The 22,473-nt window shown below is 63.4% G+C and carries 16 protein-coding genes and 3 pseudogenes; 17 read left to right on the top strand and 2 right to left on the bottom strand.

Translation table 11 applies throughout. The features are described from left to right. Window positions 1–16 precede the first annotated feature (16 nt). From DF196_RS07965 to DF196_RS08000, 9 genes and pseudogenes are all read left to right on the top strand, one after another. A complete protein-coding gene (locus DF196_RS07965) occupies window positions 17–718 on the top strand; it encodes an ABC transporter ATP-binding protein (RefSeq protein WP_109057318.1) in 702 nt (233 codons plus the stop codon). A 19-nt stretch (window positions 719–737) separates the two neighbouring features. Further along, window positions 738–3,470, top strand: a complete 2,733-nt coding sequence (locus tag DF196_RS07970; RefSeq protein ID WP_109057319.1) for an ABC transporter permease — start codon at window positions 738–740, stop codon at window positions 3,468–3,470. Between the two features lie 132 nt (window positions 3,471–3,602). Further along, the gene (gene efp, locus DF196_RS07975; protein ID WP_109057339.1) at window positions 3,603–4,166 is read left to right on the top strand and encodes an elongation factor P; all 564 of its coding nucleotides are present in this window, start codon (window positions 3,603–3,605) and stop codon (window positions 4,164–4,166) included. A gap of 55 nt (window positions 4,167–4,221) precedes the next feature. Next, the gene (gene nusB, locus DF196_RS07980) at window positions 4,222–4,758 is read left to right on the top strand and encodes a transcription antitermination factor NusB (RefSeq protein ID WP_109057320.1); all 537 of its coding nucleotides are present in this window, start codon (window positions 4,222–4,224) and stop codon (window positions 4,756–4,758) included. A gap of 207 nt (window positions 4,759–4,965) precedes the next feature. Beyond that, complete coding sequence (gene carA / locus DF196_RS07985) at window positions 4,966–6,216, top strand: glutamine-hydrolyzing carbamoyl-phosphate synthase small subunit (protein WP_109057340.1); 1,251 nt, start codon at window positions 4,966–4,968, stop codon at window positions 6,214–6,216. A 1-nt stretch (window position 6,217) separates the two neighbouring features. After that, window positions 6,218–9,601: a carbamoyl-phosphate synthase large subunit gene (gene carB, locus DF196_RS07990; RefSeq protein ID WP_109057321.1), complete on the top strand. Its 3,384-nt coding sequence runs from the start codon at window positions 6,218–6,220 to the stop codon at window positions 9,599–9,601. Then, window positions 9,601–10,515 (top strand): annotated as a pseudogene (gene pyrF, locus DF196_RS13900) (orotidine-5'-phosphate decarboxylase); the annotation flags it as partial. The gene carB and the pseudogene pyrF, both read left to right, overlap by 1 nt. Window positions 10,516–10,572: 57 nt before the next feature. Beyond that, on the top strand, window positions 10,573–11,199 hold the full coding sequence (gmk, locus tag DF196_RS13905; RefSeq protein ID WP_241519648.1) for a guanylate kinase: 627 nt from the start codon (window positions 10,573–10,575) through the stop codon (window positions 11,197–11,199). 242 nt (window positions 11,200–11,441) lie between these two features. Continuing rightward, entirely contained in the window at window positions 11,442–11,765 is a 324-nt protein-coding gene (locus DF196_RS08000) for a hypothetical protein (RefSeq protein ID WP_146194735.1), read from the top strand. A 245-nt stretch (window positions 11,766–12,010) separates the two neighbouring features. On the opposite strand, the gene DF196_RS08005 is transcribed toward DF196_RS08000, so the two are convergent. Next, complete coding sequence (locus tag DF196_RS08005) at window positions 12,011–12,715, bottom strand: 3'-5' exonuclease (RefSeq protein WP_109057324.1); 705 nt, start codon at window positions 12,713–12,715, stop codon at window positions 12,011–12,013. Window positions 12,716–12,962: 247 nt separating this feature from the next. Here DF196_RS08005 and DF196_RS14210 point away from each other — a divergent pair. Further along, window positions 12,963–13,995 (top strand): annotated as a pseudogene (locus tag DF196_RS14210) (GTP-binding protein); the annotation flags it as partial. A 137-nt stretch (window positions 13,996–14,132) separates the two neighbouring features. Then, window positions 14,133–15,170, top strand: a pseudogene (locus DF196_RS14215) (GTP-binding protein); the annotation flags it as partial. A 7-nt stretch (window positions 15,171–15,177) separates the two neighbouring features. Here DF196_RS14215 and DF196_RS08015 read toward each other — a convergent pair. Continuing rightward, window positions 15,178–15,828 (bottom strand): alpha/beta hydrolase, encoded by a 651-nt coding sequence (locus tag DF196_RS08015; protein WP_109057326.1) that lies wholly within the window; start codon window positions 15,826–15,828, stop codon window positions 15,178–15,180. 467 nt (window positions 15,829–16,295) lie between these two features. Here DF196_RS08015 and DF196_RS08020 point away from each other — a divergent pair, with 467 nt between their 5' ends. The 6 genes from DF196_RS08020 (at window position 16,296) to DF196_RS08045 (ending at window position 22,346) form a co-directional block, all read left to right on the top strand. Continuing rightward, window positions 16,296–16,955 carry an amino acid ABC transporter permease gene (locus tag DF196_RS08020; RefSeq protein WP_109057327.1) on the top strand — a complete coding sequence of 220 codons (660 nt, stop codon included), beginning with the start codon at window positions 16,296–16,298 and terminating at the stop codon, window positions 16,953–16,955. Next, window positions 16,942–17,616: an amino acid ABC transporter permease gene (locus DF196_RS08025; RefSeq protein WP_109057328.1), complete on the top strand. Its 675-nt coding sequence runs from the start codon at window positions 16,942–16,944 to the stop codon at window positions 17,614–17,616. The genes DF196_RS08020 and DF196_RS08025 overlap by 14 nt, the downstream gene beginning before the upstream one ends. Further along, window positions 17,609–18,496: an amino acid ABC transporter ATP-binding protein gene (locus DF196_RS08030; RefSeq protein ID WP_109057329.1), complete on the top strand. Its 888-nt coding sequence runs from the start codon at window positions 17,609–17,611 to the stop codon at window positions 18,494–18,496. Before DF196_RS08025 ends, DF196_RS08030 begins: the two co-directional genes overlap by 8 nt. Before the next feature lie 109 nt (window positions 18,497–18,605). Then, the gene (locus DF196_RS08035; RefSeq protein WP_109057330.1) at window positions 18,606–19,511 is read left to right on the top strand and encodes a cysteine ABC transporter substrate-binding protein; all 906 of its coding nucleotides are present in this window, start codon (window positions 18,606–18,608) and stop codon (window positions 19,509–19,511) included. A gap of 226 nt (window positions 19,512–19,737) precedes the next feature. Next, window positions 19,738–20,967, top strand: a complete 1,230-nt coding sequence (locus DF196_RS08040; RefSeq protein WP_109057331.1) for a trans-sulfuration enzyme family protein — start codon at window positions 19,738–19,740, stop codon at window positions 20,965–20,967. 83 nt (window positions 20,968–21,050) lie between these two features. Next, window positions 21,051–22,346, top strand: coding sequence for an O-acetylhomoserine aminocarboxypropyltransferase/cysteine synthase family protein (locus DF196_RS08045; RefSeq protein ID WP_109057332.1), 1,296 nt, complete (start codon window positions 21,051–21,053; stop codon window positions 22,344–22,346). The last annotated feature ends 127 nt before the right edge of the window (window positions 22,347–22,473 follow it).

Consider the following 22,473-nt stretch of genomic DNA (forward strand, 5'->3'; position numbering starts at 1 on the left):
GAGGACTTGAACTACCATGGCTTTCCTGGAATTCCACGACGTGGTGCGCCAATACGGCAGCGGCGAATCCGCGGTGCTGGCGCTCGACCATGCCAGCTTCGACATCGAACAGGGCGAGCTCGCCGTGATCCTCGGCGCATCCGGCGCCGGCAAATCCACCACGCTCAACATCCTCGGCGGCATGGACCGCGCCACCTCCGGTTCCGTGGTCATCGACGGCAAGGACATCACCAAGGCCAGCGAGGCGCAGCTCACCGACTACCGCCGCTTCGACGTGGGCTTCGTCTTCCAGTTCTACAACCTCGTGCCTAACCTCACCGCACTCGAAAACGTGGAACTCGCCTCGCAGATCTGCCCGAACGCATTGGATGCCCGCGATACGCTCGACAAAGTCGGGCTCGGGAATCGCCTCGCCAACTTCCCGGCACAGTTGTCCGGCGGAGAACAGCAGCGCGTCTCCATCGCCCGCGCGCTCGCCAAGAACCCGAAGCTCCTGCTGTGCGACGAGCCGACCGGAGCGCTCGACTACAACACCGGCAAGGAGGTGCTCCAGCTCCTGCAAGACTCCTGCCGGCAGCATGGCATCACCGTGGCTTTGGTGACCCACAACTCGGCCCTCGCCCCGATGGGCGACCGCCTGATCCGCTTCCGCTCCGGCAAGGTCACCGAAATCACCCGTAACCCGAACCCCACGCCCATCGCGGACATCGAATGGTAGGGGAGCGGCAGGAACAATCATGAAGAAAACGGCACTCTGGAAAGACTCCTGGCGTGCGATTGCCGGCAACGGCAAGCGTTTCGCAGCCATGCTCGTCATCGTGGCGGTCGGCGTGATGATGCTCGGCGGCCTCAACACCATAGCCAAGGACATTCGCGCCGGCTTGGACGAGTTCTTCGACTCGACCTCCATGCACGACATCACCATCATCTCCACCCTCGGTCTCGACGATGACGACATCGCCGCACTCGGCGCAGTCGATGGCGTCGACAAGGTCGCCGGCGAGCATACGGCCAACGTGACCACCACGGTCGACGGCAGACAGGCCTCCGCCACCGTCACCACCCTGAACAATCAGGGTATCGAGCAACCGTATCTCGAGGACGGTCGCCTGCCCCAATCCGCCCACGAAATCGCCGTGACGCGGCAGTACCTGGACAACAGTGGCAAATCGCTGGGCGATACGCTGACATTCGCGCCGGATGATTCACTTGCGTCCGCGGCCTCGACCGTGTCCGCAACTTTGGCATCCGGCGGATCGGGCGGTGCTGATGACTCGTCCGACTCCTCGACTGACGCTACCGGTACGTTCGCGGACGGCAAGTACGCCATCGTCGGCATTGTCATCGATCCGAACGACATCGTGAACCCATCCGGTCCGTTGGCCTTGGTTTCCGGCGCGAAGACCGTCTACCCGATGTTCGTGTCTGATGATGCGCTGGCCGATGCCGACTCGCCGTACACGTCCGCCGTCATCACCATGGCCGGCGCGAAGGCGATGAACACGTACGACGACGACTATCTCGACACGGTCGCTCGGGTCACCGGCAACATCGAAGCCATCCAGGCGACCCGCGAACAGGCCCGAACCGACACCGTGCATCAGGCGGCGCTGGACAAGGCCATGGAACAAGTCGAAGCGCAAAAGACCAAAATCGCGGTCTTGCCGGACGGCCTGCCCGCCAAGACCACCGCCGAACAGCAGGTCGCCGCCGCGGAAGCCAAGATCAAGAGCGCGGTGGACGCCATGCCCAAGGCCAAGTGGATCATCCGCGACCGCAGCGCCGTGACCAGTTACGAGGATGTCAAAACCCAGACCGAAATGATCGCTCGCCTGGGCACGATGTTCCCGGTGCTGTTCCTGGTGATCGCGCTGCTGGTAAGCCTGACCGCCATTACGCGCATGGTGGAGGAGGACCGCGGACTCATCGGCACCTACAAGGCGCTCGGCTACACGCGCCACGAAATCATGCTCAAATATCTGGTGTATTCGGGTGCGGCCTGCCTGTTTGGCGGATTGCTTGGTGATGTGCTGGGGCTGATCGGGTTGCCGTTCATGTTCACGCGCAAAATCATCTCCGATATATACGTGCTCCCGAGCTATCCGCTGTTGGTTGATTGGCGGCTCGCGCTCGGCGGCGTACTGCTGTTCGTGGTCATCATCACCGGTGCCGCCATGATCGCCTGCGCAGGTTCGCTGCGATTGGAGCCGGCCGAATTGATGCGTCCCAAGGCGCCGAAGGCCGGCAAGACCATCGTCCTGCAGCGCATCGGATTCGTCTGGAACCACCTGAGCTTCCTCGGCAAAGTGACCGCGCGCAACCTGTTTCGCTACAAGTCCCGTGCACTCATGGTCATCATCGGCGTACTCGGCTGCACGGCCCTGATGACCGCCGGATTCGGCATGGGCAGCTCCGCGCTGACCCTCATGCCCCGCCAGCATAGCGAGATCGCCCCCTATGACGTGATGGCCGTGACCTCCGCCGCCAACCACGACAAGGCGCAGTCGTCCCTGGATGACGATGCCGACGTGGAATCCACGCTGCCGTTGCAGCTTGGCAGCGTCACTCTTGCGCCCGCAGACGGCGATGGCGATGATAATGCCGCCGGTTCGGCGGACGATGCGAAACTCACCGCGCAGCTCATGGTCGTCCCCGACGGCGAGTCGATGGATGGCTACATCAACCTGCAAACCCCGGACGGGACACCGATCGAACTTGATGATGCGGGCGGCGGGGACGGTGGCGTCATCGTAACTGCCAACGCCGCACGCAAGCTCGCGCTCGCCTCCGGCTCCACCGTGAACCTCACCGATGCGATGGCCAATACCGCGGATATCACCGTCCGCGAAGTCGCCCAGTACTACACCGGCAACCTCGCGGTCATGACGCAATCGGCTTACGAAAGAACGTTCGATGCCAAGTTCGCGCCGAACGCCGCCCTCATCAACGTGAAGGGCGGCGCGGACGCCCAGATCGCCTTCGCGGACGGCCTCGCCGGACAGAGCGAATACCTCTCGGTGACGAGCTCGGCCAAGCAGGAGCGCGACTTCTCCAAGAGCTTCCTCATGTTCTTCGTGATGGTCGGCTTCATCGTGGTCATGGCCGCGATCCTGGCCGTCGTGGTGCTCTACACGCTGGCCAGCACGAACATCTCCGAACGCGAACGCGAGCTGGCCACCATCAAGGTGCTCGGTTTCCGCAGACGCGAGGTGCACGGCTACGTCAACAAGGAGATGCTGCTGCTGAGCGCGTTCGGCATCGTCGTCGGCATGCCGTGCGGCCGTGCGCTGCTGGGCTTCCTGGTCGGCAAGCTGGATCTGCCCGGCATGAACATCGTGCCCAACGTGCTCTGGTTCTGCTACGTGGCCGCCGCCGCGCTGGCGTTCGTATTCACTCTTTTGGTGAGTCTGGCCACCAACCGGTCGCTCGACCGCATCGACATGGTCGGCGCCCTGAAGAGCCCGGAGTGACGGTGTCCTTCGCGGCTGGGCGGCATGGCATACCACACCGTGCCGCCTCGCTGTATACCCATTGTGGCATAATTGCCAAGGCAATTTTTGGGCATTGCCCCAGTGAGTCGAATTTGAAAATAGGTGAATAACGTGGCACAGACTACCAACGACATCAAGAACGGTTCCGTCCTGAACCTGGACGGCCAGCTGTGGACCGTCATGAAGTTCCAGCACGTCAAGCCGGGCAAGGGCCCCGCCTTCGTGCGCACCACCATCAAGAACGTGCTCTCCGGCAAGATCGTCGACAAGACCTTCAACGCGGGCATGAAGATGGAATTCGAGACCGTGGACAACCGCACCCTCCAGTACTCCTACGAGGACGGCGACAACTTCGTGTTCATGGACATGACCACCTACGACCAGATTATGGTCCCGAAGTCCCTCGTGGGCGACAAGGCCAAGTTCCTGCTCGAGGGCACCGACTGCCTCGTCTCCTTCCACGACGGCACCCCGCTGAACGTGGACCTGCCGGGCTCCGTGGTCCTGACCATCACCCACACCGAGCCGGGCCTGCAGGGCAACCGCTCCAACGCCGGCACCAAGCCGGCCACCGTGGAGACCGGCGCCGAAATCCAGGTGCCGCTGTTCATCAACGAGGGCGACCGCGTCAAGATCAACACCGAGGACGGCTCCTACACCGGCCGCGAGAACTGATTCTCCGCGTCTTACGCATCTTCGAAAACACCGGTAACACTGGAGGACTAGCAGCATGGCACGTTCCACCGCGCGCAAGAGGGCATTGAATACCCTGTATGAGGCCGACGAAAAAAGCCAGGACATCCTCTCCCTGCTGGATGAGCGCATTGCCCATCCCGGTGCCCAGACCCCGCTTCCCGACTACGCCATCGAGATCGTCAGGGGAGTGGCGGAGCACCGTCGTCTGATCGACAACACCCTGGACGAGCACTCCACGGGCTGGAAGGTCCGCCGCATGGGCGTGGTCGATCGCAACATCCTGCGTATCGCAGCCTGGGAGATCCTGTTCAACAGCGAGGTGCCGGACAAGGTCGCCATCGACGAGGCCCTGGCCTTGGCCAAGACCCTGTGCGACGACGATTCGCCCGCGTTCATCCACGGCCTGCTGTCCGCGGTGTGCGCAGGCAAGGATTCCGTCCAGACCGGCGAGAACGCCGGGGACGATGCCGATGCTTCCGATTCCGCCGATGATTCCGTCGGCGAGGCCACGGAAGCCGCGCAGTCCGACGCCGCCGAACCGTCCGCTGACGATCAGCCGACGGTCGCCTAGTGTTTTCCTTTTCAAGCCTCCCCCTACGGGAGGCTTTTTTATGAGCGGACACACCCGTTCCCATACCTTTTCAAACTCTGTTCGACCGGCCCAACCGGCCGGAGGCCCCGCCAGCGGGCCTGAGAAAGGTTCGCACGCCGCGGCGTGTGAGTCTTCGCTGGCCGTTAACCTTGGTACGAATACCCGACGAAACACAAGGGGGTTTTGGTGAGCCAGAACGAGTCCGGAACCATCGCAATTCCGACGTATGACCAGGACGATGCAGTCCTCGTTTTGGAAGACGGACAGGTATATGTGGGGGAGCCGTACGGCGCTCTCGGCGAGACGACCGGTGAGATCGTCTTCGCCACCGGCATGACCGGATACCAGGAAACGCTCACCGATCCCAGCTACGACCGTCAGATCGTGGTGCAGACCTTCCCGCACATCGGCGATACCGGCGTCAACAGTGAGGATCCCGAGTCCTCCCGCATCTGGGTGGCCGGTTACGTGGTGCGCGACCCCTCCCCGAACGTGAGCAACTGGCGTGCCGAAGGCAGCCTGGACGACGACCTCAAGAAGAACGGCATCGTCTCCCTGAGCCACATCGACACCCGCAAGTTGGTGCGCCACCTGCGCTCCGCGGGCGTGATGCGCGCCGGCATCTACTCCGGCAGCGCCCTGACCAACCCGGACACCGGCAAGCTGCGCGATGTCGAGGAGCTGCTCGCCGCCGTCAAGGCCACCCCCAAGATGCAGGGCCTGAGCCTGTACGACGAGGTCTCCACCAAGGAGATGTACACCATCGAGCCGTGCGGCGAGTACGAGGGCAAGGAGCCGCTGTACACCGTGGCCGCCGTGGACCTCGGCATCAAGGGCATGACCCCGCACCGCATGGCCGAGCGCGGCTGCCGCGTGCACGTGGTGCCCTCCACCACCACCTTCGAGCAGATCGAGGCCCTGAACCCGGACGGCGTGTTCTTCTCCAACGGCCCGGGCGACCCGGAACAAGCCGGCCCGGAGATCGAGCTGCTGCGCCAGGTGCTGGACGCCGGCTACCCGTTCTTCGGCATCTGCTTCGGCAACCAGCTGCTGGGCCGCGCGCTCGGCTTCGGCACCTACAAGCTCAAGTTCGGCCACCGCGGCATCAACCAGCCGGTCAAGGACGTGACCACCGGCAAGGTCGAGGTCACCGCCCACAACCACGGCTTCGCGGTCGACGCGCCCATCGGCGAGACCGTGGACGCCCCGTTCGAGGACGGCAAGTACGGCAAGGTGTTCGTCTCCCACATCGATCTGAACGACGACGTGGTCGAGGGTCTGCAGTGCGTGGACATCCCCGCCTTCTCCGTGCAGTACCACCCGGAGGCCGCAGCCGGCCCGCACGATGCGGCCTACCTGTTCGACCGTTTCTGCGAACTCATGAAGAACAACCCGCGCGACGCTCGCGCCAACAGCAACATCAAGGAAGGTAAGTGATATGCCGAAGCGCACCGACATCAAATCCGTGATGGTCATCGGCTCCGGCCCGATCGTGATCGGTCAGGCTGCGGAGTTCGATTACTCGGGCACCCAGGCATGCCGCGTCCTGCGTGAGGAAGGCATCCGCGTTATCCTCGTGAACTCGAACCCGGCAACCATCATGACCGACCCCGAGATGGCCGACGCCACCTACATCGAGCCGATCGCCACTCCGATCCTCGAGCAGATCATCGCCAAGGAGCGCCCGGACGCGCTGTTGCCCACCCTCGGCGGTCAGACGGCCCTCAACGCCGCCATGGCCCTCGGTGAGGCCGGCGTGCTCAAGAAGTACAACGTCGAGCTCATCGGCGCCTCCCTGGAGGCCATCGACCGAGGCGAGGACCGCGAGCTGTTCAAGAAGGTCGTGGACGAGGCCGGTGCCGAATCCGCCCGCTCCCGCATCGCCCACACGCTTGAGGAGTGCGACCGCATCGCCGAGGAGCTCGGCTATCCGCTGGTCGTGCGCCCGAGCTTCACCATGGGCGGCCTGGGCTCCGGCATCGCGCATGACGAGGAGGAGCTGCACCGCATCGCCGGCGCCGGCATCCACTACTCGCCGACCGACGAGGTGCTCATCGAGGAAGGCATCGAAGGCTGGAAGGAATTCGAGCTCGAGCTCATGCGCGACCGCAACGACAACGTAGTGGTCGTCTGCCCGATCGAGAACGTGGATCCCGTGGGCGTGCACACCGGTGATTCCATCACCGTGGCCCCTTGCTTCACGCTGACCGACCGCGAATACCAGAAGCTGCGTGACATCGGCATCGCCATCATCCGCGGCGTGGGTGTGGACACCGGCGGCTGCAACATCCAGTTCGCCATCCACCCGGACACCGGCCGCATCATCGTCATCGAGATGAACCCGCGCGTTTCCCGTTCCTCCGCCCTGGCCTCCAAGGCCACCGGCTTCCCGATCGCCAAGATCGCCACCAAGCTGGCCCTCGGCTACACGCTGGACGAGATCCGCAACGACATCACCCAGTCCACGCCGGCCTCCTTCGAGCCGACTATCGACTACGTCGTCACCAAGGTGCCGCGCTTCGCATTCGAGAAGTTCCCGGGCGCCGATCCGACCCTGACCACCTCCATGAAGTCCGTAGGCGAGGCCATGGCCCTGGCCGGCAATTTCCAGGAGTCCCTGGGCAAGGCCATGCGCTCCATCGACAAGCGCCACATGGGCTTCAACTGGGATGGCGAGAAGCCGACCGCTGAAGAGGTGGCCGATCTGCTCGAAGCCGTCAAGGTGCCGACCGAGCACCGCTACCTGCAGCTCATGCGCGCCATCTGGGGCGGCGCCACCATCGAGCAGCTGTACGCGGCCACCAAGATCGATCCGTGGTTCCTCAAGCAGATCACGCTCATCAACGACATGGCCATGACGGTCCGCGACGCCGAGCACCTGACCCCGAAGATGCTCAAGAAGGCCAAGCTCGCCGGCCTGTCCGACGTGCAGATAGCCCACCTGCGCGGCCTCGGCGACGAAGGCGAGAACACCATCCGCGAACTGCGTTGGAACTACGGCATCCGCCCGGTCTACAAGACAGTGGACACCTGCGCCGCCGAGTTCGACGCCGTCACGCCGTACTACTACAGCTGCTACGCCGACGAGACCGAGCTGCGTCCGCGCGAACGTGAGGCAGTGATCATCCTCGGCTCCGGCCCGAACCGCATCGGCCAGGGCATCGAGTTCGACTACACCTGCGTGCACGCGGTGCAGGAACTCGGCAAGGACTACGACACGATCATGGTCAACTGCAACCCCGAGACCGTGTCCACCGATTACGACATGTCCGACCGCCTGTACTTCGAGCCGCTCACCTTCGAGGACGTGCTGGAGATCTACGAGGCCGAGAAGAAGATGGGCCCGGTCAAGGGCGTCATCGTGCAGCTCGGCGGCCAGACCCCGCTCTCCCTCGCCGCGCGTCTCAAGGCCGCAGGCGTGCCGATCCTCGGCACCACGCCGGAATCCATCGACCTGGCCGAGAACCGCGAGCTGTTCGGCGAGGTGCTCAAGAAGGCTGAGATGAACGCCCCGCGCTACGGCACCGCCCTGAGCCTCGAAGAGGCCATGGACGCCGCCCACCGCATCGGCTACCCGGTGCTGGTGCGCCCGAGCTACGTGCTCGGCGGCCGCGGCATGGAGATCGTCTACGACGACAAGCAGCTCACCAAGTACGTGGACCGCGCCCTGGCCGAGGCCAAGGCCGACACCGTGGTGTCCGGCCGTCTGCCCTCCCCGCTGCTCATCGACAAGTTCCTGCAGGACGCCATCGAGATCGACGTCGACGCGCTGTTCGACGGCGAGGAGCTGTACATCGGCGGCATCATGGAGCATGTCGAGGAAGCCGGCGTGCATTCCGGCGACGCCGCCTGCACCCTGCCGCCGTCCACCCTGTCCGATGACCAGATCCGTCGACTGCGCGAGGGTACCTACGCCATCGCCAAGGGCTGCCACGTGCAGGGCCTGATCAACGTGCAGTACGCCTTCATGGCCAACACGCTGTACGTGATCGAGGCCAACCCGCGTGCCTCCCGCACCGTGCCGTTCGCCTCCAAGGCCACCGGCGTGGCCCTGGCCAAGGCCGCCGCACGCATCATGGCCGGCGAATCCATCGCCGACCAGCGCGCCAACGGCCTGCTGTTGCCCAAGGGCGACGGTGGCGTGATGCACCGCGGTCAGCAGGTTGCTGTCAAGGAATCCGTGCTGCCGTTCAAGCGCTTCCGCACCCCGGTCGGCAAGACCGTGGACATCCTGCTCGGACCGGAGATGCGCTCCACCGGCGAGGTCATGGGCTTCGACCGCGACTTCCCGCACGCCTTCGCCAAGAGCCAGCTCGCCGCGTACGACGGCGGCCTGCCCACCCACGGCAACGTGTTCATCTCCGTGAACGACACCGACAAGCGCCAGTTGCCGCTCATCGCCGTACGCCTTGAGGAACTCGGATTCAAGATCTGGGCCACCGAGGGCACCGCCTCCGTGCTGCGCCGTTACGGCATCGACTCGAACATCGTGGACAAGATCAGCACCCGCGTGGACTCCGATCCGGAGGCCCCGGTGGTGGTTCACCACGCCGAGGGCTCCGTGGGCAAGAACGTGGTCCAGCTCATCGAGGACGGCAAGATCGACATGATCCTCAACACGCCGAACTCCCGTGGCTCCCGTTCGGATGGCTATTCCATCCGTGCCGCCGCCATTGCAGCGGATTTGCCGCAGTTCACCACCATCACCGAGTTCCAGGCCGCGTTGCTCGCAATCGAGGCCGTGAAGCATAATGATTATCAGATCATGAGCATCCAGGATCATTCGAAGCAGCTGTTCGAATTGGAGAGACAGGAGTTCTGATGGTAACCAGCGATGAGGAGTTGCAGGCACAGCGTTCCGATTTCGGTTTACGGTTGAGTAATTCAATGGCCAAATACGGGCCGTTGTGTGTGGGCATCGACCCGCACCGCAAACTCCTCACCGACTGGGGTTACAACGTCGACGCCGAAGGCGCCGAGCTGTTCTCCATGCGCATGCTTCAGGCCGCCAGCGGTTGCGCCGCGGCCGTGAAGTTCCAGACACCTATGTTCGAGCGCTACGGATCCAAGGGATTCGAGGCGCTCGAGCGCGTGCTCTACGCCGCACGCCAGATGGGCGTCATCACCATCGTGGACTGCCTGCACGGCGGTCTGCCCACCACCATCTCGGCCATCGCGGACGCCTACTTCAAGCCCGGCGCCCCCATGCTGGCCGACGCCATCACCCTGCTGCCGTACTACGGTGCCCGGTCCCTCAATGGACTGATCAACGAGGCGCTGGAGAACGGCCGCGGCGTGTTCATCGCCTCCCTGACCTCCAACCCGGAGGGCATGAGCCTGCAGACCTCCATCCGCCAGAGCGGCGACTACAAGGGCCGCACCGTGGCGTACGGCATCGCCGCCACCGCGCAGAAGCACAACGTGGATATCGAAGGCATGGGTTCCGTGGGCCTGATCATCGGCGCCACCATCGGTCAGTGGATTCAGGATTCCGGCGTGAACCCGGCGAGCTTCACCGGCCCGATCCTCTCTCCCGGCTACGGCTGGCAGGGCGCCGAGGCCAAGGACCTGAAGACCGTGTTCAAGGGCACGCGCGGCAATGTGCTGGTGACCGTGTCCCGCTTCATCGCATCCCACGGTCCTTCCATCAGCGCGCTCAAGCAGGCCACCGAGTCCATCGCGCTCGACGTGCGTCAGGCGTTGTACGAGGCCATGAACGAAGGCGAGAACGAGGAAAAGGACGGAAAAGGCACCGTGAAGACGGCAGCAAACGAGACGACCGAAAAGACGACAGTGACCACCGATTCCGACGCGGCCGCCGCAACGACCGGGTCCGAGACCAAGCCGAAGGGACGTCTGGTGGTGCTCACTGGCCCGGCCGGCGTGGGCAAGGGCACCGTGGAGAACGCGATGCGCAAGAAGCATCCGAGCATCTGGATGTCCGTCTCCGCCACCACCCGCAAGCCCCGCCCCGGCGAGGTCAACGGCGTGAACTACTGGTTCATGAGCGAGGACGAATTCGCTGCCAAGGAGAAGGCCGGCGAATTCCTGGAGACCGCGTTGGTGCATGGGCTCGCCCATTACGGCACGCCGCTCAAGCCGGTGCAGGAGCATCTGGCCGAGGGCGTCCCCACCGTGCTGGAGATCGACCTGCAGGGTGCGCGCCGCATCAAGGAGCGCGCGAAGGAACTCGGCGTGGATGTGGTGTATGTGTTCATCGCGCCGCCGAGCTTCGATGAGCTGGTTCGTCGTCTCAAGGGCCGTGGCACCGAATCCGAGGCCGAGGTGTCCAAGCGACTGGAGACCGCCAAGGTGGAACTCGCAGCCGAAGACGAATTCGATGTGACCATCGTCAACGACGATGTGAACCGCGCCGCGGACGAACTGTGGTCCGTCATCGCCAAGGAATACGGTCTGTGACGTTGCAGGAAGCGACGTCCGACGACGTTCAGTGACGTTGTATGGAAGGCCGCCGGGATGTGATTTCCCGGCGGCCTTCCGCTGTATATGGCCGTCATATACAGGCCAGGAAAGACTATTGCCATCGCCTGACTGGTTGTACAGGTCGCACTGCTGTGCCTAAATATTCGGTTGATTGTTCCTACGGTAAAAACGGCCCGCGACCCTTCACAATCAAGGTTGACGCGCCTACCGTAAGAAGCATGAGCATTCCAACCAAGTATCCAATGAAGCAGTACCTGGGTGGCATCGTTGAAGCTCTGAAGTCCGCTCCAGGCAATGGTGCCAACCCCAATGACGTGGAAACCATTCGTTTCTACGCCGAACTCGGCAACGACGCGCCCGACTCGCAATGGCCGAACGTGCTGGTCGCCATCGCGCATGTGACCAAGGCCGTCTCCTATAATCCGCAAACCAAGCAGGCGTTCGCTGCCGCGAACGGATTCGAGTACGTCAAGGAGTCGCAGCACGCCATCATGACCGCGCTCACCGAGGACGCGGAGAAATTGGTTGCCAAACGCGGCTGACGCTTCCGTTCCGCATTGCCGTCTGACATCACAGGCGGCATGAATGCATGTGCCGGGTCATCGTACCAATCCGATGACCCGGCACATTTTCGTATACCCGCTCGGTCGCCGAAATGCGGCTCTGTTGGACCAAGATCGGCATGAATTCTATCTCTTGGCTCCCCTTGTCAGGGGAGCTGGCGGCGAAGCCGACTGAGGGGTAGTTCCATCGGATTCATGCCGATCTTGGTCCAACAAGGCCAAACCTATCGGATCACCAACTGCTGGTGCAGGATCGGCGTGCTGGACTTGGCCGCCACCGGACGCCAGTCGATCCGGTCCGATTCATGATGCTCGGCGATGTACCGCCGCATCCATTCGAAGCACTCCTGCGTCTGGATGGCATCGCTCAACGCCCGGTGCTCCTCGTTGTCCGCGATGCCGAACCGCACGATAAGGTCCGCCAGGCGGTGATGCCGCTGCTCGGGGAAGAGCGTACGACTGATCTGCATGGTGTCGTAGTCCGTGCAGGCGAAGCCCGTGCCGGCGATGTGCCGGGTATTGTAATCCAGGAAGCGCAGGTCGAAGCTCACGTTATGGCCGATAATCGGCTCGGGGATGGGCTGCGCGCCGGGCTTGCCAAGCCAGGAGATGAATCGGGGAAGCACCTCGTCAATGGGCTCGAGGTCCGCGACCATCGCGTCGCTGATGCCGGTCAGTGCGGTGATCTGACGAGGAATCGGACGGAGGGGATTGATGAGCTGCTGGAACTGGTCCACGATTCGCCCCTCCCGCACGCGGACGGCACCGATTTCGGTGATCGCGCAGCTGTTCGGATAGAATCCGGTGGTTTCCAGATCGAGAGCCACGTAATCGGCCGGGAATCCCGTGGCATCCACTGCGGGCATCTCTCCGGCGTTTCGTGCGGAATCGGAAGGCTGGCCGAAAACGGTGATGCCGGCAGTGGTCACAATTGCTCCTCGCATTGGCTCGATGGTCTTGATATTCGGTGATTCATTCTACCGGCATCCCCGTCTTTATTCTCGGCTTCCCCTCGCTGAGGGGAGCCGGCAGCGTAGCTGGCCGAAGGGAGTGCGGAGAACGCTCTGGAATGCGGCAAACCCGCCGGCCGGTAAAATTATTCCCTTACGGATAGTTACGGATATATTGGTTATTCAGCATGGAAACGGCGGAAGATCGGCGGGGGAGGAGTTTGTGATGAAACGGATTGTGGCTGGCATCGTGGCGCATGTGGACGCAGGCAAGACCACGCTGTCCGAGGCGCTGCTGTACCGGACCGGTGAAATCCGTAAGTTCGGCCGCGTGGACCACGGCGATGCCTTTCTCGACACGAACGCATTGGAGAAGGCCCGAGGCATCACCATCTTTGCCCATCAGGCGTTGGTGGAGCATGGTTCACTGCAACTGACCCTGCTCGATACGCCGGGCCACGTGGACTTCGCCGCCGAAACCGAACGGGTCCTGCGCGTGTTGGATTACGCGATTCTGGTGGTCTCCGGCACCGACGGGGTGCAGGGGCATACGGAAACGTTGTGGCGACTGCTGACACGATATGGCGTGCCGACGTTCATCTTCGTCAACAAATGCGATGCCGCCGGATTCGATCGCGAAGCGGTGCTGGCTCAGCTGCGTGCCCGACTGAGCGACGCGGTGTTCCCGTTGCCGGCCGTCGAAGAGTCCGCCGGCGACGATGTGGAGGTACCGCTGGGGGAGAGCGCCGAGGACATCGCCACGCTGGATGAGCAGGCGATGAACGAATATCTGGAATCCGAGACGCTGACCGTGGGACGCATCAGGTCCATGATCGCGGCCCGCCGCCTGTTCCCTGTGTACTTCGGCTCGGCGTTGAAGCTGGAAGGCGTTGAGGAGTTTCTGGACGGTTTGGAAACATTCTGCACGGAACCGCAATGGTCCGAGCCGTTCGGCGCGCGCGTGTTCAAGATCGCGCACGACCAGCAGCACAACCGCATGACCTGGCTGCGCGTGACCGGAGGCACACTGAAGGCCAAGGAGATGGTGGATGTCAACGGGGAACCGGAGAAGATCGACCAGGTGCGCGTGTACAACGGCGCCAAATTCGAGACGGTGACCGAAGTGCCGGCGGGTGCGGTGTGTGCGGTGACCGGTTTGACCCGCACGTTCCCCGGGGAGGGACTAGGCGCGGAACCGGATGCCGAGTCGCCGTCGTTGCAGCCGGTGTTGACCTACACGGTGCTGCCGGCTGATGCGGCGGAAGAGGATGCGACTGATAGGCGGAAGCCCGATGATTCCGGTACCACGGTCAAGGGGAACGGAGTCTCCGATGCGTCTCGGGACAGGGCCTCCGATTCCCGAGACGACCAGGACGACGAGAGTGGCGAAATTACTGCCGAGGAATCGTCTCCCGAGTCTCCGCGCCCCCGATTCGATGACCTGACCTTGCATAAGGTCATGCGCGCGTTGCGTGAACTGGAGGATGAGGATCCGCTGCTCCATGTGGTGTGGGTGGAACGACTGGCCGAAGTCCATATACAGCTGATGGGTGCGGTGCAGTTGGAGATCATCCAGCAAACGCTACACGACCGGTTCGGGCTGGATGTGGCGTTCGGTCCGGGCTCGATTCTCTATCGCGAAACCATCACCGCGCCCATTGAAGGCGTGGGACATTTTGAGCCGTTGCGTCATTACGCGGAGGCACATATCCTGCTGGAACCGGGGGAGCCGGGCAGTGGCATCCGAGTCAAGTCGGCACTGTCGGAAAACGAGTTGGACCGCAACTGGCAGCGGCTCATCCTCACCCATCTGACCGAACGTGAGCATCTTGGCGTGCTGACCGGTTCGCCGCTCGCAGACATCTTGATGACGTTGGTGGCCGGCAAGGCACATCTCAAGCACACCGAGGGCGGTGATTTCCGCCAAGCCACCTACCGGGCGATTCGGCAAGGATTGATGGAGCTGCGTGCCGGAGTCAGCGGCCATCCGGCAGCGCCGGTGGAGGAGAGGCCGGACACCTCCGGCGCGGGTAACTGCCGTCTGTTGGAACCGTGGTACCGGTTCCGTCTCGAAGTGCCAGCGGACATGATCGGCCGCGCCATGAGCGACATACAACGGATGAGCGGCACCTTCGACTCACCGGTCATGGACGGCGACTACGTGGTGATTGAAGGGTCAGCGCCGGTCTCCGAAATGCGAGACTACGCCATGGACGTGAACCAGTACACGCATGGCCATGGTCGATTCTCCGCCACCTTCGGCGGCTACCGCCCCTGCCATAACGAGGACGAAATCATCCGCGAAGCCCATTACGACCCCGAATCCGACCTGGACAACACCCCCGACTCGGTCTTCTGCGCCCACGGCGCCGGCTACCCCGTCAAATGGTACAAGGTCCCGGAATTCAAGCACCTCGACTACGCCACGGCATAGTCCGCAATCACCAAATCTGTGGGCGGACGAAGCCGTTGGCCTCCAGGAAACGCTGGATATCGCGCATTTCCGGCATGTTGATGGAATGCGCCATACCGGGGTAGATCTCCTCGGTCAGCGTGCCATGCCCGCGCCAGAATTCGCCCATGGCAGCCACATCGGACTTCGGAAAGATGTCATCCACGGCACCATGACCGTAGAACACCGGCGGTTTGATCGACGCCAGTTCCGCATCGCCGGCAACCGGCCCGGGAGCCAGCCAGCCCGAGCAGGACACGGCGGCCGCATAGCGCTTCGGATTCACGCGCAGCAGATGGCAAGCCAGCAGACCGCCCTGTGAGAAACCCATGGTCACCACCGGACGATCCGCGGGGATATTCGTCGCCACCCAATCATCGATGGCCTGTGCCGCTTCAAGGGCCTGCCTGTCCAGCGATTCGCCCTCCGGTACGCCTTCGTGCGCCCAGTCGCCGAACCATGTGTATCCCATGCCGTAGGCGATAGGCGCCTGCAAGCTGGCATAGTCGGCTGAACCTGCGCCGCAGTAATTCAACAGATCGGGCAGATCGTACTCGTTGGAGCCCCAGCCGTGCAGCAGCACGAACACCGGAGCGGTTTGCGGACCCTTCAGCCGGGTCAAAGCCTTGGAAATCTTCATGCCTCCACAGTGTAGTCCGCCTATGTTCGCCGCCGGTTGGCCCATGCCTGACCCTCGCCCATTACGCACGTTTGTTGTATATGTGTATTGCTGCCACACGTTCGCCTCGGTCCGGGGAGCGGGGTGCAGACGGTTCCGCTGGTAGCGCATTCCGTACAGCACCACGTAAAACCAATCCGGCCTGGAAACCTTGAAACACCGCCGCAAATAAGGTCCTATAACCAACCTCTATAGCCAGACGGCACCGTTGCACGCTGTGATACTCTACGATAACCAACGGGGGCTTGGACGGATTGTTCGGCCCCCGAATCGTATACGTCGGTATCCATCCGAATTTTTGGGACCCCGCCCGGCGGCGTCGCGAACGGAGCATCGCAAACGCATACGAACGCAACCGAGAGACATCAGAAGACATAAAGACGTAAAGACGAAAGACATGAGAGAGCTGAAGGGAAAGGAGTGCGTCCATGGCGTTTGACTGGTCGTTCGTGCAACGCTACGCACCCTTCTTCGTCAACGGCACCTTGATGACCGTATTCATCTCCGTGTTCGGCATCCTGCTCGCCATCGCGGTGGGACTGGTATGCGCCGGAGTGGAGATCGCGCGTGTCCCGGTGGCCCGGCAGATCGTGCGGGCGTACATCGAGCTGAGCCGCAACACCCCGCTGCTGGTGCAGCTGTACTTCCTGTACTTCGGCCTGCCCAAACTGGGCGTGGTCTGGTCCGCCGAAACCTGCGCCATCGTAGGCCTCGGCTTCCTGGGCGGTTCCTACATGGCCGAGGCCATGCGCGGCGGCCTCGAATCGGTGCCCAAGGTGCAGCGTGAGACCGCCTACGTGCTGGGCCTGACCCCGGTGCAGTCCATCACGCGCGTGGTGTTGCCGCAGGCCATCTCCACCGCGGTTCCCGGTCTCGTGGCCAACGTGATCTTCCTGTTCAAGGAGTCGAGCGTGGTCTCCGCCATCGCCCTCGCGGACGTGATGTACATGGCCAAGGACCTCATCGGCATGTACTACAGCACCTACGAATCCCTGTTCATGCTGGTGGTGGCCTATTTGGTGATTCTGCTGCCGATTTCCATCCTCGGCACCTGGCTGGAGAGGAGGTTCGACTATGCACGGCGCTGAGATTCTCCTCCAGCCCGGCGTCTTCCCCCGCCTGCTGCAGGGACTGTGGGTCACGGTGTGGATCGCCGGCGTGTCCGTGGGCGTGTCCATTCCGGTGGGCCTGTTGGTCGGCTGGCTGATGACACTCAGGAACCCCGTGGTGCGCGCGATCATGCGCGTCTACCTCGACTTCATCCGCATCATGCCGCAGCTGGCGCTCCTGTTCCTGGCCTACTACGGTTTCGCCCGCTGGTTCGACTGGAACCTCGATGCCACCGGCGCCTGTGTGCTCGTGTTCATCCTCTGGGGCGGCGCGGAGCTCGGCGATCTGGTGCGCGGCGCATTGCAGTCGATTCCCAAGGTGCAGTACGAGTCCAGCTATGTGCTGGGCCTGAGCCCCTGGCAGACGTTCTCCCGCGTGATTCTGCCGCAGGCCATCCGCCGACTTCTGCCCGCCAGCGTGAACTTGGCCACACGTATCGTCAAGACCACATCCTTGGCCGTGCTGCTCGACGTGGTCGAGGTCATCAAGGTGGGCCAGCAGATCATCGATGCGAACCGGTTCCAGTATCCGACCGGAACCCTGTGGATCTACGGAGCCATTTTCTTCATGTACTTCATCGTGTGCTGGCCGCTGTCCATTGTGGCCCGCCGTCTGGAAAAGAGGTGGTCGCATGACTGAGCGAACCGAACGAACCGAGCGAACCGTGCAGGCGGAGCGGAAGCCGCAGGTCCAATCCACCGAGGCGATCGCCGCGTTCGAAACAGCCGGTCCCTCCGCCGTCTCCGACTGCAAGGGCTTCGAGGTCAAGCACCTGGTCAAGCGGTACGCCAATGCGGACAAGCCCGTGCTCAACGACATCTCCTTCAAGGTGGAGCACGGCACGGTACTCGTGGTGCTCGGTCCCTCGGGCTCCGGCAAGTCCACGCTGCTGCGCACCATCGCCGGCCTCGAGCCGATCCAGGGCGGCACCATTTCCATCAACGAGAAGGTCATCGACGAAGGCCGACCCGGCACCGAGAAGGCCGGCCGTTCCAACCGCTCCAGCGAGCTGCGTACGCGCATCGGCATGGTGTTCCAGAGCTATGACCTGTTCCCGAACAAGACCGTGCTCGGCAACATCACCATGGCCCCGCTGCTCGTGCAAAAGCGCGGCAAGGCCGAAGTGGAGGCCGAGGCGTTGAAGCTCCTGGAGCGCGTGGGCCTCGCCGACCGCAAGGATGCCTGGCCGCATGAGCTCTCCGGCGGCCAGCGCCAGCGCGTGGCCATCTGCCGTGCGCTCATCCTCCACCCGGAGGTGCTGTTGCTGGACGAGATCACCGCGGCCCTCGACCCCGAAATGGTGCGCGAGGTGCTCGACGTTGTCCTGGAACTGGCCAAGGCCGGCCAGACCATGCTCATCGTGACCCACGAGATGCAGTTCGCCCGCGCCATCGCCGACCATGTGATCCTGCTGGACGGCGGCCACATCGTGGAGGAATCGCACGACGCGCACGCCTTCTTCGCCCACCCCGAAACCGAACGCGCCCGTCAGTTCCTGCGCACGTTCGAATTCGAGTGACGGAACGCGGACCCCGGTGATTCCCGAGTAATTCCCGGTGATTCCGGCATCCCCTACCGATAGACCTACCATCCCAACAACCAACCACAAGAAGAGAAGGAAACAGCCAATGACCATCAAGATTGGCAACGCACTGAAAACGATCGTCGCTACCGGCGCGGCCCTGATGATGGCCGTGTCCGTGGCCGCATGCGGCCCGTCCGCCGCCACCCCGAGCGACACCGCGTCCTCGGATTCCGGTGCCACCAGCTCCAGCGAGAACGCCAAGGCCCGTAGCCTGGACGACATCAAGAAGAGCGGCAAGATCAAGATCGCCGTCTTCTCCGACAAGGCCCCGTTCGGCTACGTGGATCAGGACGGCAAGTACCAGGGCTACGACATCGTCTTCGCCGAGCGCCTGGCCAAGGACCTCGGCGTCGAAGTCGAATACACCTCCGTGGATCCGGCCGCCCGCGTGGACGTGCTCACCTCCAACAAGGTGGATCTGGTGCTCGCCAACTTCACCGTGACCGACGAACGTGCCGAGAAGGTCGACTTCGCCAAGCCGTACATGAAGGTGGCCCTCGGCGTGGTCTCCCCGGAGGACGCGCAGATCACCGACGTGAGCCAGCTGGACGGCAAGACCCTGATCATCGCCAAGGGCACCACCGCCGAAACCTGGTTCGAGAAGAACGCCCCGAACGTTAAGCTCCAGAAGTACGACCAGTACGCCGACGCCTACAACGCCCTGCTTGACGGCCGTGGCGACGCCTTCTCCACCGACAACACCGAGGTGCTTGCCTGGGCCAAGGCCAACAAGGGCTTCAAGGTCGGCATCACCCACCTGGGCGACGACGACACCATCGCCCCCGCCGTGCAGAAGGGCAACAAGGAGCTGCTCGACTTCGTGAACGAGGAGATCGTCAAACTCGGCGAGGAGAACTTCTTCCACAAGGATTACGAGCAGACCCTCGAGCCCGTCTACGGCGACGAGGTCAACCCCGACGAGATCGTGGTGGAAGGCGGAAAGCTCTGATGCCTGAGCGAGGTGATAGCCGCGCGAAGGTAACGCTGAGCCGGCCGCAGGCCGTCCGTAATTGCAGAGAGCTCTGATCGAGCGGTGCATAGCCTCCCATAACCAACACATATAACGACGCCGGCCCGCGGGCCGGCGTTTTGCATTACTGTCGTAATCGTGCCCGGCGGGGAGAGCCCCCGCAATCAGATATGGCGCCAAGGAAACACCGTAAGGGAGGTGCGCAATGACCAGGTTCAACACTCAGCTCGTCCACGGACTGCCGGTTGGGGACAACACCACCGGAGCCGTGAACCCGCCGATCTACAACTCAACGACATATGCCTTCGAGAAGGTCGATGCGATGCCCCGCTACGACTACGCACGCAGCGGCAACCCCACGCGCGACTTCCTCGAGCGCCAGATCGCCCAGCTTGAGCACGGCACCCGTGGCTTCGCCTTCGCCTCGGGCCTGGCCGCCATCCACGCCGTCCTTTCCATCTTCAAGCCCGGCGACCGCATCATTGTGGGCAAGAACATCTACGGCGGCACCTATTCGCTGTTCCACGAGTACTTCGCCGACCGCGGCCTCATCTTCGAGGCGGCGGACACGCATGACGCCCAGGCGCTGGAAAGCGCGGTCGCCGGCGACCCGAAGCAGGGTGTCCCCGCGGCGAAGGCCGTCTATTTCGAAGTCCTCACCAATCCGCTGCTTGACGTCAACGACGTGCGTCTCATCGCCAACATCGCCCACAAGCACGGTGCCGTCGCCATCGTGGATAACACCTTCGTGACCCCGTACCTGCAGCGTCCGCTCGACCTGGGCGCGGACGTGGTCATCCATTCCGCCACCAAGTACCTCGCCGGCCATTCCGACGTGAACGCCGGACTCGTGGTCACCCTGAGCGAGGAGATCGGCAAGGCCGTCTACTTCGCGCAGAACCGTTTCGGCGGCGTGCTCGCGCCGGCCGAATGCGATGCGGTGCGTCGCGGCATCCAGACGCTCGCCCTGCGCATGGACCGCCAGCAGGAGAACGCCAAGGCCATCGCCCAATATCTGCTCGCCCATCCGCTGGTCAAGACCGTGAACTATCCGGGCCTTCCCGGCCGTGACCGGGAACTGGCCGCCAAGGGGCTCCGCGGAGCCGGCGGCGTGCTGAGCTTCGAAGTCGTGCCCGGCGTGGACCCGGCGGACGTGCTCAACAACCTGCACGTCTTCCGTCTGGCCGTCTCCTTGGGTGCGGTCGAATCCCTCGCCGAACTGCCCTGTCGCATGACGCACTTCGAACTGCCGCGCGAGGAACGCCTCAAGGTCGGCATCACCGATGAGCTCGTGCGTCTCGCCATCGGCATCGAAGACGCCGCCGACCTCATCGAGGATCTGGGCCAGGCCTTCGACATCGCCTACGAGAGCTACCTCGAACGTCACGGCGAATCCGATATCTTCGGCCAGCTCACCTCCGGCATCTTCGCCTGAACCCGACCCGCAACCCAGCCGCACACACCGACGGCACGGCCGCGACCGGCCGGGCCGCAGCACAAAAGGAATTCCGCACGCCCATGACCATCGATTTCGCCACGAAAGCCATTCATGCGGGGTATGAACCGCTGGACAATGGGCATGCGGCGGTGCCGCCCATCTATGCCTCGGCCGCATTCGACCTCGAGAACGCCGTGCGTGGCGACGCGCTCGCCGGCGGTGCCATCGACGGGTTCGAATACTCGCGCGTGGCCAACCCCACGGTCGACGCCTTGGAGAAGCGGCTTGCGGCGCTCGAAGGCGGCGTCGGTGCGGTGGCCCTCGCCTCCGGCATGGCGGCCGTGAGCTATGCGCTCATGTGCGCGGGGGAGGGCGGCGGTCGCATCATCGCCCCCACCAACCTGTACGGCGCCAGCGTGGACGCGCTCGGCGACTTCCTGCCGCAGTTCGGCATCCACACCGACTTCGTGAAGAACATCAACGACTTGGACGAGGTCGCCTCTAAAATCGGTCCGGACACGCGCGCGATCTTCGCCGAGACCGTGGCTAACCCGTCCACCGAACTCCTCGACATCGAACCGCTCGCCAAGCTCGCACACGCGCGCGGCATCGCCCTGATCGTGGACAACACCGTGCCCACGCCCTACCTGCTCAATCCCATCCGTTTCGGCGCGGACATCGTCGTGCACTCCACCACCAAAGGCATCACCGGGCATGGCAACGCCATCGGCGGCGCCATCATCGACGGCGGTCACTTCGACTGGGCCAACGGTCGGTTCCCGCAGTTCACCGCACGTCAGCAGGTCATCAGCGACGATCGTGCCGGCGAATGGCACAGCTTCGCCGAAAAGTTCGGTGCGGCGGCGTTCATCAAACGTATCCGCATCAAGTACCTGCGTACGTTCGGCGCGGTGGCCAGCCCGTTCAACGCCTATCTGGCGCTTGTGGGTCTCGAGACGCTGCCGCAGCGCGTGAGTCAGCAGGTCGCCTCAGCGCGTCGTATCGCCGAGCATCTGACCCGCAGCCCGCACGTGATGAAGGTCAACTACTCCGGTCTTGGATACACGCCGCAGTACGACCTGGTGGGCAAGTACTTCCCGCGCGGCGTGGGCCAGATCCTGTCCTTCCTGGTGGACGGCAGCGCCGATAACGTGCGCCGCATCATCGACGGCACACGGCTGTTCTCCTACATCCCGAACATCGGCGACGCGCGTTCTCTGATCGTGGATCCCGCGCACATCACCCACCGCGAAGTGCCCGTGGACGCCCGCATCGCGGCCGGGGTCAGCGACAATCTGATTCGCCTGTCCATCGGACTGGAGTCGGTGGACGATCTGATCGCCGATCTCGATCAGGCCATCGCCGGCGCGTACTGAATCAGATCCGCTGGCTCCTCCGCTGAACAGCCGGTAAACGCCTGCGTACCCACGAGGTGCCTCATTTGAAAATGAGCGCGTAATCCGGAGTGGTGCCTCACCTGTGGTGAGCGTGAAATCCTAGTCC

This window comes from Bifidobacterium callitrichidarum (assembly GCF_003129905.1).
GTDB lineage: Bacteria > Actinomycetota > Actinomycetes > Actinomycetales > Bifidobacteriaceae > Bifidobacterium > Bifidobacterium callitrichidarum.